A 13,135-nucleotide genomic window follows, 5' to 3' on the forward strand; every position below is an offset into this window, starting at 1 on the left:
TTGGACGCCGGGCAGGTTGACAGTCGATGATGTCGGGATGGTTCTGCACGCGCAACCCGCCGACCAGCCGGCCGACGGTGCTTCCCCGGAGGCCCGGCCGGAGGAGTTCGACACGGCGCCCGAAGCGGTGCTGCCCTCGCCGATCGACTTCAATGCGCCCGAGCCGCTCGTGCACAGCGCGTCGCTGCGGAACCCGTTCCCGCCGATCGCCGACTACGCGTTCCTCTCCGACTGGGAGACGACGTGCCTGATCTCCCCCGCCGGGTCGGTGGAATGGCTGTGCGTGCCCCGGCCCGATTCCCCGAGCGTGTTCGGCGCGATCCTGGACCGCAGCGCCGGCCATTTCCGGCTCGGCCCCTACGGCGTCTCGGTGCCGTCGGCGCGCCGCTATCTCCCGGGCAGCCTGATCATGGAGACCACCTGGCAGACCCACACCGGGTGGCTGATCGTGCGTGACGCGCTTGTGATGGGGAAATGGCACGACATCGAGCGGCGGTCGCGGACCCATCGCCGCACCCCCATGGACTGGGACGCCGAGCACATCCTGCTGCGCACCGTGCGCTGCGTCAGCGGCACCGTCGAGCTGATGATGAGCTGCGAGCCGGCGTTCGACTACCACCGCGTCGGCTCCACCTGGGAATACTCGGCCAACGCCTACGGCGAGGCCATCGCGCGCGCCAGCAGGCAACCGGACGCCCACCCCACGCTGCGGCTGACCACGAACCTGCGCATCGGCCTGGAGGGCCGCGAGGCGCGCGCCCGCACCCGGATGAAGGAGGGCGACGACATCTTCGTCGCCCTGAGCTGGACCAAGCACCCGGCGCCGCAGACGTACGAAGAGGCCGCCGACAGGATGTGGCAGACCACCGAGTGCTGGCGGCAGTGGATCAACATCGGCAACTTCCCCGACCACCCGTGGCGGGCATACCTGCAGCGCAGCGCGCTCACCCTGAAAGGGTTGACGTACTCGCCCACCGGCGCGCTGCTGGCGGCCAGCACCACGTCGCTTCCCGAGACGCCGCACGGCGAGCGCAACTGGGACTACCGCTACGCGTGGGTCCGCGACTCCACGTTCGCGCTGTGGGGCCTCTACACCCTGGGACTGGACCGCGAGGCCGACGACTTCTTCGCGTTCATCGCCGACGTCTCCGGCGCCAACAGCAACGAGCGCCACCCGCTGCAGGTGATGTACGGCGTCGGCGGCGAGCGCAGCCTCGTCGAAGACGAGCTGCACCACCTGTCCGGCTATGACCACGCCCGGCCCGTGCGCATCGGCAACGGCGCCTACGACCAGGTCCAGCACGACATCTGGGGCTCGATCCTGGACTCGTTCTACCTGCACGCCAAGTCTCGCGAGCAGATCCCGGAGACCTTGTGGCCGGTGCTGAAGAAGCAGGTGGAAGAGGCGATCAAGCACTGGCGCGAGCCCGACCGCGGGATCTGGGAGGTGCGCGGGGAGCCGCAGCACTTCACGTCGTCGAAGGTGATGTGCTGGGTGGCTCTCGACCGCGGCTCCAAGCTCGCCGAACGGCAGGGCGAGAAGAGCTACGCCCAGCAGTGGCGGGCCATCGCCGAGGAGATCAAGGCCGACATCCTCCAGCACGGGGTGGACTCGCGCGGGGTGTTCACCCAGCGCTACGGCAGCGACGCGCTGGACGCCTCACTGCTGTTGGTGGTGCTGACCCGGTTCCTGCCGCCCGACGACCCGCGCGTGCGCAACACCGTGCTGGCGATCGCCAACGAGCTGACCGAGGAAGGCCTGGTGCTGCGCTACCGGGTCGAGGAGACCGACGACGGCCTGTCCGGCGAAGAGGGCACGTTCACCATCTGCTCGTTCTGGCTGGTGTCCGCGCTGGTCGAGATCGGCGAGGTGGCCCGCGCCAAACGGCTGTGCGAGCGGCTGCTTTCCTACGCCAGCCCGTTGCACCTCTACGCCGAGGAGATCGAGCCGCGCACCGGACGGCACCTGGGCAACTTCCCGCAGGCGTTCACCCACCTGGCTCTGATCAACGCCGTGGTCCACGTGATCCGGGCCGAGGAGGAGGCCGACAGCACCGGGGGCTTCCAGCCCGCCAACGCCCCCATGTAGCAAGGCCATTGGCGAGCCGACGTCAGATCAGCGCACCGATCTTGTCCATCATGGCGCGCGCGATGTCGACAGCGGTGCCGTTGAGGTTGCCCGGATTGGCCGACCCCGATGCGCTTGAGCCGTCGAAGAAGTCGACCTCGACCTCGATGAGGCAGTTGCCGCGGATCCCGATGGCCCGCGCCGCCGGGATGGAATCCGCCTCCGGCTCCGCGCTGCCAGACGTCCAGCCTATCGAAACGGTCGCCGCGAGAACGGAACTCGAGACCTGCACGTTGGTGATCTTGCCCTTGAGCCGAAACACGCCGCCCGGCAACGACGTCACCGCGCCGTCGCATCCCCGCCACTGCCGGGAAAACGACGCGAACAGCGCGCCGGCGTCGGCGGCGGTGGGCAGGCTGACCACGCCCTCCGTCACGCCGGTCACATCCGGGGTCGGGGCGGCGTGCCGCCAGGTCTCGACCGCGACCTCTTTCACATCGGCGGACTGATAGACGCTTTGCTGCAGCATCGACGCGACGCCGCGACAGCCGTCGGGCAAAGCCGTTGCGTCGTCCTGCAATTCCTCGGCGCCGCCGAACCGCGGCGGAAAGCGTGGATCGATGTTCAAGGATCGCTTGACGATCCGCGACAACGCCCGGTCGCCGAGCAGCACGTGACCGACGGTCGCGCCGGTCAGCGGTCGCGGCGTCACATCCGGAGCCGGTATCGCCGCGCCGCCGACGGTGGCGGTACAACCGGCGACGAGCGTCATCGCCGCCAGCGGGACTGCAACAAACGAGCGAATCTTCATGGGGTCATGGGCATTCGTTGACGACGCAACCGTGTTGCGTCCGTGTTCACCCGCAGTTTAGATTCGAGCCGACGCGGTCGCCGTCGCCACGCCGAAACCACAGCGCACCGCCAGCTATGTCTCAGGCTCTTTTCAAGAGCCACGTCAGCTCAGGGCGTTGACCTTGTCCATCATCGCGTGCGCGATGTCGATGGCGCTGGTGTCGACGTTGCCCGATCCCGGGTCGGCAGGGCGCCGCTCGCCGAAGAACACCACCTCGACCTCGACCAGGCAGTTCAGCTGGACCCCGATCGCCCGCGCCTGGGGCGTGGGACGCAGGGGCGGCATGTTCGGCAGTGTCGATGTCGCGGTATTGGTCGCGGCGACAACCGAATTGGCGACGCGGACGTCGCTGATGGCGTTCGTCGTGCTGATCGGGCCGGTTTGTTCCGTCATCGTCGCGCCCGCGCACTGCTGCCACTGCTGCGAGAATTGCGCGAACAGCGCGTTGGCCTGCGCCGCCGAGGGCAGCGTGACCACGCCCTCGATCACGGTGAGCACCTGCGCGGGTTCGCCGTTGTTCCACCACGACTCCGACGCGACGTCTTTCACGTCAGCCTGCTGATAGACGCTCTTCTGCAGCATCGCGGTCACGCCCAGGCAATCGGCCGGCGACACCGTTTCGTCCTTGTGGTAAAGGATTTCGGGGCCGCCGAACTCAGGCGGGTTGCGGGCGACGAAGGGCTGACTGAGCATCCGCGACAGCGTCGCGCCGTCCAGGAGCACCTGCTTGACGATCGCACCGGTGAGCGGTCGGGGTTTGAGATTCGGCGCGGGCTTTGCGGTGCCGCCGACCACTCCACCACAGCCCACCGCCAACGCGGCAATCACCGCCAATGCCGCCGCCACGCCCGTGATCCGCACTATTTCTTGCCTGACGAACTGGATTTGTCCCCGGCCGCGTCGGTGGACAAGGCGGCGACGAAAGCCTCCTGCGGCACCTCGACCCGGCCGATGGTCTTCATGCGCTTCTTGCCTTCCTTCTGCTTTTCCAGAAGCTTGCGTTTACGGGTGATGTCACCGCCGTAGCACTTGGACAACACGTCCTTGCGGATCGCCCGAATGTTCTCGCGCGCAATGATTTTCGACCCGATCGCGGCCTGCACCGGCACCTCGAACTGCTGGCGCGGAATGAGCTCCTTGAGCTTGGTGGCCATCCTGTTTCCGTAGGCGTACGCCGAATCCTTGTGCACGATCGCGCTGAACGCGTCGACCGCCTCGCCCTGCAGCAGGATGTCGACCTTCACCAGGTCGGCCTCCTGCTCGCCGGCCTCCTCGTAATCGAGGCTGGCGTAACCGCGGGTGCGTGACTTCAGCGAATCGAAGAAGTCGAAGATGATCTCGCCCAGCGGCATCGTGTAGCGCAGCTCCACCCGTTCGGGCGACAGGTAATCCATGCCACCCAAGTCGCCGCGCCGAGACTGGCAGAGCTCCATGATGGTGCCGATGAACTCGCTCGGCGCGATGATGGTGGTCTTCACCACCGGCTCGTAGACGGTGCGCACCTTGCCCTCCGGCCAGTCCGACGGGTTGGTCACCACGACCTCGGAGCCGTCTTCCTTCACGACGCGGTAGACGACGTTGGGCGACGTCGAAATCAGGTCCAGGTCGAACTCGCGCTCCAGGCGCTCGCGGGTGATCTCCATGTGCAGCAGGCCCAGAAAGCCGCAGCGGAACCCGAAGCCCAGCGCCACCGACGTCTCCGGCTCGTAGGTCAGCGCGGCGTCGTTGAGCTGCAGCTTGTCGAGGGCATCGCGCAGGTCGGGGTAGTCGGAGCCGTCGACCGGATACAGCCCCGAGTACACCATCGGCTTGGGCTCGCGGTAGCCGGTCAGCGCCTCGGTGGCGCCGTGGCGGGCGGTCGTCACAGTGTCGCCGACCTTGGACTGGCGGACGTCCTTGACGCCGGTGATCAGGTAACCCACCTCCCCGACGCCCAGGCCGTCGCTGGGCTTGGGCTCGGGCGAGACGATGCCGACCTCGAGCAGTTCGTGCGTGGCGCCCGTCGACATCATCGCGATGCGTTCGCGCGGCGTGATCTTGCCGTCCACCACCCTGACGTAGGTGACCACGCCGCGGTAGATGTCGTAGACCGAGTCGAAGATCATGGCGCGGGTGGGCGCGTCGGCGTCGCCCTGCGGCGGCGGCACCTGGCGGACCACCTCGTCGAGCAGCTCGGGCACGCCCTCGCCGGTCTTGCCGGACACGCGCAGCACATCGCCCGGCTCGCAGCCGATAATGTGGGCGATCTCGCCGGCGTAGCGGTCCGGGTCGGCGGCCGGCAGGTCGATCTTGTTGAGCACCGGGATGATCGTCAGGTCGCGGTCCAGCGCCAGGTAGAGGTTGGCCAGCGTCTGGGCCTCGATGCCCTGGGCCGCATCGACGAGCAGGATGGCGCCCTCACAGGCCTCCAGCGCGCGCGACACCTCATAGGTGAAGTCGACGTGGCCCGGGGTGTCGATGAGGTGCAGGACGAATTCTTTTCCGGCGTCCTGGCCGCGGGATACCCGCCAGGGCAGCCGCACGTTCTGCGCCTTGATCGTGATGCCGCGCTCGCGCTCGATGTCCATCCGGTCCAGGTATTGGGCGCGCATCGACCGCTCATCGACGACGCCGGTGAGCTGCAGCATCCGGTCCGCCAGCGTCGACTTGCCATGGTCGATGTGAGCGATGATGCAGAAATTCCGAATCTGCGCCGGCGGCGTGAAGGTCTTGTCGGCGAAACTGCTGATGGAAATCTCCTGGTCTGGGCCTGCTGGTGGCCGCTTGAGCGGCGGCCCGCGAGTATGTCCAGGGTATCTGGGCGGGGTGTGCGGGACCTACTTGGACACAGCCGGACCCGGCCGCCCGCGTCTATGCTGCGAATATGCCGTCCGCCCGAAAGTCTCAGTGGAAGACGTTTCAGCGGTTCGCGGAAAACCTGGTGTTCGACCGGGCCCCGCGGCTGGCCCGGCACGTGCAGAACTCGCAGACGGTGCTGCGCGAGATCCAGCAGGCGGTGAAGATCACCGCGAACGTCATCGCCGCGGCCGCGCCGCAACCCCCCGCGGCGGTCACCGCCGGCCGGCCGGTGACCAGCGCCAGCTTCCCGACCGCCCAGCGGGCGCGCAAGCTGGTCTACGCCCCGAACCTCGACGGTCGGGCCGATCCCGGGGAGATCGTCTGGACGTGGGTGGTCTACGAGGACGATCCCACCCGCGGCAAGGACCGACCGGTCCTGGTCGTGGGTCGGGACCGGCGCGTCCTGCTCGGGCTGATGGTGTCCAGCCAGGAGCGCCACGCCGGTGATCGCGACTGGGTCGGGATCGGCGCGGGCGCTTGGGATTACGAGGGCAGGGAAAGCTGGGTCCGCCTGGACCGGGTGCTCGACGTGCCCGAGGAGGGCATCCGCCGCGAAGGCGCCATCCTGGACCGCGAGATCTTCGACATCGTCGCAGCCCGGCTGCGCGCGGAGTACGCGTGGAGCTAGCCGGCGCTTCGCCGAGCGCGTCACCACGTCGAGAAAAGTGCGAGCGAAACGACGGCTCAGCCCGCCGGGCGGCCTTGCGGGCGTGATGTGGGGGCCGGCAATCAGCCCTGCGTGATGTAGGAGTGCAGCTGCTGCTGCTCGGCCTCGAGTTCTTCCATCCGGGTCTTCACCACGTCACCGATGCTGACGATGCCGATCAGCCTCTTGCCGTCCAGCACCGGCACGTGGCGCACCCGGTTCTTGGTCATCAGCACGCTCAGGGAGTCGACCGTGTCGGACTTTGAGCAGGTGGCGACGGTCGAGGTCATGATCTTCGAGACAGGCCGGGACAGCACGCTGGCGCCGTGCGTGTGCAGTTGGCGCACGACGTCGCGCTCGGAGACGATGCCGACGACCCCCTCGTCGCCCACCACGACCATGGCGCCGATGTTTTGCTCGGCGAGGCCGGCGAGCAACTCCTTGACGGTTGCTTCGGGGTTGATCGTCACCACCGCCGCGCCCTTGTTCCGCAAGACGTCCGCAATCCGCATGAGGGCCTCCAGCCGGTTGTGATCCGCTTCACACCAGGTTACGGCCAATTCGCGCGCCAGGAAAGCCACCGCGAGCACCGGAACCGGGGGCTCCCATACCCCGGCATTCACGGCCCAAACCCGGGTCGGCCAAATGGCACTGCGCAAGGCCGCGGCTTGCGAGGATGGGTCCATGATCGAGATCACTTTGCTGGGAACAGGAAGCCCCATTCCCGACCCCAACCGCGCCGGGCCGTCGACCCTGGTGCGGGCCGGCGGGCAGGTGTTCCTGGTGGATTGCGGGCGTGGGGTGCTGCAGCGCGGGGCGGCGGTCGGCGTGGGCGCCGCGGGCTTGTCGGCGCTGCTGATCACCCACCTGCACAGCGACCACATCGGCGACCTCGGTGACCTGCTCATCACGCGGTGGATCACCACGTTCGCGCCCGATCCGGCGCCCCTGCCGATCATCGGGCCGCCCGGCACCGCCGAGACGGTGGAGGCAACGCTCAAGGCGTTCGGCCATGACATCGGCTACCGCATCGCTCACCACGCCGACCTGAACGAGCCGCCGGCGGTCGAGGTGCACGAATGCACTGACGGTACGGTGTGGGACCGCGACGGGGTGTCGATCCGCGTGGCGCCGACCGACCACCGGCCGGTGGCGCCGACCATCGGCTTCCGCATCGAGACCGACGGCGCCTCGGTGGTGCTCGCGGGAGACACCGTGCCGTGCGCCGGTTTGGACGACCTGGCCCGCGGCGCGGACGCGTTGGTGCACACCGTGATCCGCAAGGACATCGTCGCCAACATCCCGCAGCAGCGCCTGCAGGACATCTGCGATTACCACTCGTCGGTGCAGGAGGCGGCGGCGACGGCTGCGCGCGCCGGCGTGGGCACCCTGGTGTTGACGCACTACGTGCCGGCCCTGGTGCCCGGCCAAGAGGAGCAGTGGCGCGCGCTGGCCGCCGCCGAGTTCGGCGGACGGGTCGAACTCGGCGACGACCTACATCGGGTCGAGGTCACCGCGCGGCAATAGCCGCCTTTCGCCGAATGTCGTTCCGGCGCAGCGGTAGCAGCGCACCGGCCAGCACCAGCCACAGCAACGCCGAGACCCGCGCGATCGGCAGGATCGGCCCCAATTGCGGCCACACCAACACGAACGTCGTCGATTCGGCGAGCGCGGCCGTCGCCAAGCCGACCCAGGCCACCGGTCTCGGCGTCAATCCCAGGATGAGGGTGGGCACCGCCATGCCCGCCACAAGCAGACCCAACGCCACGATGTGACCCACGCCGCCGACCAGAAACACCAGGAAGTAAAGGGCGCGAACCAACGCGGCATCCCCGCTGACGTCCGGCCTTGACAGCGTCCACGCCACCAGCCCGGTCAGGCCCAGACCACCCGCCGCCAGGGTGCCGCCGGTGAGCGCGATCGTGGCACCGGGGGCGGTGACGCCAAGTTGCCGCAACCGGGTGCTGGCCGTCGCCGCGTAGATCGCCAACGGCACCGACGACGCGAACACCGAGGTGGCGATCACCTGCACCGCGACCGGCTGGGCGCGCACATAGGCGACAACCGCCGTCGCCGGCCCGTAGGGCAAAGGCGGCACGCCGCCCAGCGTGACGCCGATCGCAAGGCCGCCGAAAAGCAATCCCAGACAAATCACGGAAAGCAACACCAGCGGCGGTCCCCCCTGCTCGGGGCGGGCGGCGACCGACCGAGTTCCATCTGTCGGTGAATCGTTCATGGCGTGAACGATAGGCCGGGGAATCGGACTTGACAAGACCTGAACGATTCACACGTCGAATCATTCGCGCCCGCTATGATGTGGCGGTGTCATCGACCCCCGACGACCGTCCCGACGGCGTCGCCTTCCTGTTGGCTCAACTAGGTCATCACGCGGCAACGCTGTTCGCCGAGCAGGTGGCCACCATCGAGTTGACCCCTCCGCACGCGGGAATTCTGCGCGCCATCGCTGCCGAGCCGGGACGCAGTCAGCAGGCCCTGAGCGCCCAGTTGGGTATGTTGCCCAGCCGCGTCGTCGTCTACATCGACGAGCTCGAGGACCGCGGCTACATCGAGCGGCGCCGCAATCCCGACGACCGCAGACTGCACGCTCTCTACCTCACGGCGGCCGGAAAAAGGCTGATGCGCAAGCTTTCCGAAATCGCGCGCCAACACGAGCTGCGATTTGCCAACGCGCTCGACAGTGAGCAATACGGCACCCTTCGGGAGCTGCTTGCCACGGTGGCGCGGCAGCAGGGCCTGACACCGCGCGTGCACCCGGGTTATGGCACCGTTCGCCCGGCTAGGCCAACCGGGTGACCTCCACGATCACGTCGAGGTCTGTGGCGCCCTCCCCCGAGTAGATGCCCTTGAGCGGGGCGACATCGGTGTAGTCGCGCCCGGCACCCACGCTGACGTACTGCTCGGTGATCTCCGTGTCGTTGGTGGGGTCGAAGTTCCACCAGCCACCGGTCCAGGCCTGGATCCAGGCGTGGCTGCGCCCGTCGACGGTGTCGCCGACGACGGCGTTGCGTTTGGGGTGCACATAGCCGGACACGTAGCGACCAGGAATTCCCATGCCGCGCAACATCATCAGCGACAGGTGCACGAAGTCCTGGCAGACGCCTTTACCCTCGTTCAGCGCGTCCAGCCCGGACGAATGCACGCCGGTGGTCCCGGGCAGGTAGTCCAGCTCGCCGCGCACCCACTTGCCCGCCGCGACGACGGCCTCGGCCGGATCGTAGGACTTGGCGATCTTCTTGGCCACGGACGCGACGCGCTTGCTGGTCGGGGTGTGCGGCGTGGGACGCAGCAATTCGTCGAAGCGATCGATCACCGCCGCGGAGTGCAGGTCGCTCCAGCTGACCCCAGCCACCGCCGGCTCGCCGCGTTCGGTCTCGACCACCGAGGACGACGTCACCGTGAGGTCGGTGTGCGGCGCGTGCAGGTCGAACGCCGTGACGGCGGTGCCCCAGTAGTCGATGTAGCGGTAGGACCGCGTCGCGGGAATGGTCTCGACCCGGTTGAGGATGACGTTCTGCCTGGCGTCCGAGCGCGGGGTCAGCCGAGCCTCGTTGTAGGAGGCGGTCACCGGCGATTGGTAGGCATAGCCGGTGGTGTGCACGACGCGTAGCCGCCACATCAGGATTCGCCCGGCCTGCTGACCAGCCGGGCGCGCTGGCCCGCGTCCGACCATGCCACCCACGGGGTGACGTGAAAGTACTGCAGCGACAACGCTTCTCCGACATCGCTACAGGTCCGCTGCAGGGCCGCCAGACGGCTCTCCAACGACTCGAGCAGCACGCCGGGTTGCACGAATTCCAGTTCGCTGCGCGCCTTCCCGAGCAACCGCTGCGCCTCGGTCGTGGACCCGATCCGGCTCTGCGGATTGTGCAGCAGTTCCTCGAGATTGTGTTCGGCCAGCCGCAGCGAGTAGAACACCGAACGCGGAAACAGCCGGTCCAGCAACATGAATTCGACCACCCGGCCGGCGTCCAGCACCCCGCGGTAGGTGCGCAGATAGGTGTCGTGCGCGCCCGCCGAACGCAACAGCGTCACCCACGCCGGCGACGACGCGCTGTCCCCGACCCGCGACAGCAGCAGCCGCACCGTCATGTCGACCCGCTCGATCGCCCGGCCCAGCAGCATGAAGCGATATCCGTCGTCGCGCGACAACGTCGAGTCGGCCAGGCCGGCGAACATCGCCGCGCGGCCCTCGATGAACGACAGGAATTCGTGTGGCCCAAGGCGTTTGGCGGCACGCTCGCGTTCGGCCAGGGCGTGGTAGGTGGTGTTGAGACATTCCCAGATCTCGATGGACGTCACCTCCCGGGCCGACTTCGCGTTTTCCCGCGCCGCCGTGATGGCGTCGACGATCGAACAGCCTCCCGAAGCGTTGGTGCTGAAGGCCACCATGTCGGTCAGCGACCAGACATCCAGGTCGTGGTCGGGGGGGTCGATGCCCAGCACCCGCAGCAGCAGCCGGGACGCATGGTCCGGGTCGACGCTGGAATCCTCGAGCAGTTGGTGCAGCGCGACGTCCAGGATCCGTGCCGTGTCGTCGGCGCGCTCGACGTAGCGACCGATCCAGTAGAGCGCCTCGGCGTTGCGGGCGAGCATCAGTGCAGCCTCTGCTGTTGCTGTTGCTGGGGTTGTTCGTCCGGGACCTGGGTCGGCTGCGTCTGCTGCTGCGACAACCGCGGCCCGCCCTCGAGCACCGGGTCGGGAATGGATTTCGGCAGCGCGCGCACCACCTCCGCGCGGCCCAGCTCCCGCGGGCCGGACGCGGCGCGCGGCGCCAGCACCCAGGTGTCCTTCGACCCGCCGCCCTGGCTGGAGTTGACCACCCGCGAGCCCTCGACCAGGGCGACCCTGGTCAAACCCCCGGGCAGGACCCACACCTCGTCGCCGTCGTTGACCGCGAACGGCCGCAGGTCGACGTAGCGCGGCGCCAGCGTGCTCCCGACCTGTGTCGGCACGGTGGACAGTTCCATCATCGGCTGCGCGATCCAGCTGCGCGGGTCGTCGCGGATCTTCTTGGCGACGGCGGCGAGCTCCTTGTCGGACGCCTCCGGTCCGAAGACGATGCCGTAGCCGCCGGAGCCCTCGACCGGCTTGAGTACCAGCTCGTCGATGCGGTCCAGGACCTCTTCGCGTTCGTCGTCCAGCCAGCACCGGTAGGTCTCGACGTTGGCCAGCAGCGGCTTCTCGCCCAGGTAGTACTCGATCATGGTCGGCACGTAGGTGTAGACGAGCTTGTCGTCGCCGACGCCGTTGCCGATCGCGCTGGAGATGACGACATTGCCGGCGCGGGCGGCGTTGACCAGGCCCGCCACCCCCAGCACCGAGTCCGCGCGGAATTGCAGCGGGTCCAGGAAGGCGTCGTCGATGCGCCGGTAGATGACGTCGACCTGGCGCTCGCCCTCGGTGGTGCGCATGTACACCTGGTTGTCGCGGCAGAACAGGTCGCGGCCCTCGACGAGCTCGACGCCCATCTGCCGGGCCAGCAGCGAATGCTCGAAATAGGCCGAGTTCGCAACGCCCGGCGTCAGGACGACGACGGTGGGGTCGGCCTCGTTCGTCGCCGCCGAGTTGCGCAGCGCGCGCAGCAGGTGCGACGCGTAGTCGTCCACGGCGCGCACCCGGTGGGTGGCGAACAGGTTGGGAAAGACCCGCGCCATCGTGCGCCGGTTCTCCATCACATAGGACACGCCCGAGGGGGAGCGCAGGTTGTCCTCGAGGACACGGAAGTTGCCCTTCTCGTCGCGGATCAGGTCGATGCCGGCCACGTGGATCCGGACGCCGTTGGGCGGGACGATGCCGAAGGCCTGACGGTGGAAGTGCTCGCAGGAGGTGATCAGGCGGCGCGGGATGATGTCGTCGTTCAGGATTTCCTGGTCGCCGTAGATGTCATCGAGATACAGCTCGAGGGCTTTGACGCGCTGGGTGATGCCGCGCTCCAACCGGCTCCACTCGGCGGCGGAGATCACCCGCGGCACCAGGTCGAGCGGGAACGGCCGCTCCTGGCCGGACAGCGAGAACGTGATGCCCTGGTCGATGAACGCGCGGCCCAGCGCCTCGGCGCGGGCCTTCAGGTCGGAGGCGTCCGACGGCGCAAGCTCGGCGTAGATGCCCTTGTACGGACCGCGCACGGTGCCCTGCGCGTCGAACATCTCGTCGAAGGCCTTCGAATAAACGCCGGCGTAGGCGTCCGACTCGTCATAGCCGCCGAAGATGCGCTCGGCACGCGCGTCCGGGCGCCCCGAAGCGCCGCGCGGTCCCCGCCTGGTTTCCTCAAGCTGGCTCGTAAGACTCACTCGCTAGATGGTGCCTCAAAATGACGTTCTGGCCGGCCACGGTTTCCCCTTTTGGGAGAAAACGTAACCGACTGCTAACCTGGGCAGTCGCAATCGGGTGTGGGGCGCCCGAGCAAAGCAACGACTTTTTTGACGAAGGAACTCACGCGTGGCCAACATCAAGTCGCAGCAGAAGCGCATCAAGACGAACGAGCGCGCCCGCCTGCGCAACAAGTCGGTAAAGTCCTCGCTGCGCACGGCCGTGCGCGCGTTCCGCGAGGCCGCCCACTCCGGCGACAAGGAGAAGGCCGCCGAGCTGCTGGTGTCGACCAACCGCAAGCTGGACAAGGCGGCCAGCAAGGGCGTGATCCACAAGAACCAGGCGGCCAACAAGAAGTCGGCGCTGGCGCGGGCCCTCAACAAGATCTGAGCCCGTTCGG

Annotated in this window: 12 protein-coding genes and 1 pseudogene; 5 read left to right on the forward strand and 8 right to left on the reverse strand. The window is 68.1% G+C overall.

The genetic code is table 11. From position 1 onward, the window contains the following. The first annotated feature begins 37 nt into the window (after nucleotides 1–37). Nucleotides 38–2,089, forward strand: a complete 2,052-nt coding sequence (locus A5705_RS13610; RefSeq protein ID WP_067876485.1) for a glycoside hydrolase family 15 protein — start codon at nucleotides 38–40, stop codon at nucleotides 2,087–2,089. Nucleotides 2,090–2,111: 22 nt separating this feature from the next. Here A5705_RS13610 and A5705_RS13615 read toward each other — a convergent pair whose 3' ends face one another. The 3 genes and pseudogenes from A5705_RS13615 to lepA form a co-directional block, all read right to left on the reverse strand. Next, the gene (locus A5705_RS13615) at nucleotides 2,112–2,879 is read right to left on the reverse strand and encodes a sensor domain-containing protein (protein ID WP_068278128.1); all 768 of its coding nucleotides are present in this window, start codon (nucleotides 2,877–2,879) and stop codon (nucleotides 2,112–2,114) included. A gap of 144 nt (nucleotides 2,880–3,023) precedes the next feature. Beyond that, nucleotides 3,024–3,782, reverse strand: coding sequence for a sensor domain-containing protein (locus A5705_RS13620; protein ID WP_068278130.1), 759 nt, complete (start codon nucleotides 3,780–3,782; stop codon nucleotides 3,024–3,026). Continuing rightward, nucleotides 3,782–5,749: pseudogene (gene lepA / locus A5705_RS13625) on the reverse strand (translation elongation factor 4). The gene A5705_RS13620 and the pseudogene lepA overlap by 1 nt, the downstream one beginning before the upstream one ends. Nucleotides 5,750–5,784: 35 nt before the next feature. On the opposite strand from lepA, the gene A5705_RS13630 reads away from it, so the two are divergent. Next, nucleotides 5,785–6,387, forward strand: a complete 603-nt coding sequence (locus A5705_RS13630; RefSeq protein WP_067876473.1) for a type II toxin-antitoxin system PemK/MazF family toxin — start codon at nucleotides 5,785–5,787, stop codon at nucleotides 6,385–6,387. Between the two features lie 101 nt (nucleotides 6,388–6,488). On the opposite strand, the gene A5705_RS13635 is transcribed toward A5705_RS13630, so the two are convergent. Continuing rightward, nucleotides 6,489–6,917, reverse strand: a complete 429-nt coding sequence (locus A5705_RS13635; protein ID WP_068278335.1) for a CBS domain-containing protein — start codon at nucleotides 6,915–6,917, stop codon at nucleotides 6,489–6,491. Nucleotides 6,918–7,089: 172 nt separating this feature from the next. Here A5705_RS13635 and A5705_RS13640 point away from each other — a divergent pair, with 172 nt between their 5' ends. After that, on the forward strand, nucleotides 7,090–7,932 hold the full coding sequence (locus A5705_RS13640; RefSeq protein ID WP_068278337.1) for a ribonuclease Z: 843 nt from the start codon (nucleotides 7,090–7,092) through the stop codon (nucleotides 7,930–7,932). Here A5705_RS13640 and A5705_RS13645 read toward each other — a convergent pair. Beyond that, nucleotides 7,916–8,641 carry a hypothetical protein gene (locus A5705_RS13645; RefSeq protein ID WP_231982437.1) on the reverse strand — a complete coding sequence of 242 codons (726 nt, stop codon included), beginning with the start codon at nucleotides 8,639–8,641 and terminating at the stop codon, nucleotides 7,916–7,918. The genes A5705_RS13640 and A5705_RS13645 overlap by 17 nt on opposite strands. 86 nt (nucleotides 8,642–8,727) lie before the next feature. Here A5705_RS13645 and A5705_RS13650 point away from each other — a divergent pair, with 86 nt between their 5' ends. After that, entirely contained in the window at nucleotides 8,728–9,219 is a 492-nt protein-coding gene (locus A5705_RS13650) for a MarR family winged helix-turn-helix transcriptional regulator (RefSeq protein ID WP_068278341.1), read from the forward strand. On the opposite strand, the gene A5705_RS13655 is transcribed toward A5705_RS13650, so the two are convergent. The 3 genes from A5705_RS13655 to A5705_RS13665 are packed head-to-tail and all read right to left on the reverse strand — an operon-like array spanning nucleotide 9,203 to nucleotide 12,716. Beyond that, nucleotides 9,203–10,042, reverse strand: coding sequence for a transglutaminase family protein (locus A5705_RS13655; protein ID WP_067876470.1), 840 nt, complete (start codon nucleotides 10,040–10,042; stop codon nucleotides 9,203–9,205). The genes A5705_RS13650 and A5705_RS13655 overlap by 17 nt on opposite strands. Further along, a complete protein-coding gene (locus A5705_RS13660; protein ID WP_067876467.1) occupies nucleotides 10,042–11,019 on the reverse strand; it encodes an alpha-E domain-containing protein in 978 nt (325 codons plus the stop codon). Before A5705_RS13660 ends, A5705_RS13655 begins: the two co-directional genes overlap by 1 nt. After that, nucleotides 11,019–12,716, reverse strand: coding sequence for a circularly permuted type 2 ATP-grasp protein (locus A5705_RS13665; RefSeq protein ID WP_067876463.1), 1,698 nt, complete (start codon nucleotides 12,714–12,716; stop codon nucleotides 11,019–11,021). Before A5705_RS13665 ends, A5705_RS13660 begins: the two co-directional genes overlap by 1 nt. A 148-nt stretch (nucleotides 12,717–12,864) precedes the next feature. Here A5705_RS13665 and rpsT point away from each other — a divergent pair, with 148 nt between their 5' ends. Next, nucleotides 12,865–13,125: a 30S ribosomal protein S20 gene (gene rpsT, locus A5705_RS13670; protein ID WP_067876460.1), complete on the forward strand. Its 261-nt coding sequence runs from the start codon at nucleotides 12,865–12,867 to the stop codon at nucleotides 13,123–13,125. Nucleotides 13,126–13,135 lie beyond the last annotated feature (10 nt).

Source organism: Mycobacterium sp. E787 (assembly GCF_001668725.1).
In the GTDB taxonomy this organism is placed as follows: domain Bacteria; phylum Actinomycetota; class Actinomycetes; order Mycobacteriales; family Mycobacteriaceae; genus Mycobacterium.

Bases quoted from the DNA above. Each gene is read 5' to 3' on its own strand.
- A5705_RS13610 (WP_067876485.1), top strand. From the start codon at position 38: ATGGTTCTGCACGCGCAACCCGCCGACCAGCCGGCCGACGGTGCTTCC.
- A5705_RS13615 (WP_068278128.1), bottom strand. From the start codon at position 2,879: ATGAAGATTCGCTCGTTTGTTGCAGTCCCGCTGGCGGCGATGACGCTC.
- A5705_RS13630 (WP_067876473.1), top strand. From the start codon at position 5,785: ATGCCGTCCGCCCGAAAGTCTCAGTGGAAGACGTTTCAGCGGTTCGCG.
- A5705_RS13635 (WP_068278335.1), bottom strand. From the start codon at position 6,917: ATGCGGATTGCGGACGTCTTGCGGAACAAGGGCGCGGCGGTGGTGACG.
- A5705_RS13640 (WP_068278337.1), top strand. From the start codon at position 7,090: ATGATCGAGATCACTTTGCTGGGAACAGGAAGCCCCATTCCCGACCCC.
- A5705_RS13645 (WP_231982437.1), bottom strand. From the start codon at position 8,641: ATGAACGATTCACCGACAGATGGAACTCGGTCGGTCGCCGCCCGCCCC.
- A5705_RS13655 (WP_067876470.1), bottom strand. From the start codon at position 10,042: ATGTGGCGGCTACGCGTCGTGCACACCACCGGCTATGCCTACCAATCG.
- A5705_RS13660 (WP_067876467.1), bottom strand. From the start codon at position 11,019: ATGCTCGCCCGCAACGCCGAGGCGCTCTACTGGATCGGTCGCTACGTC.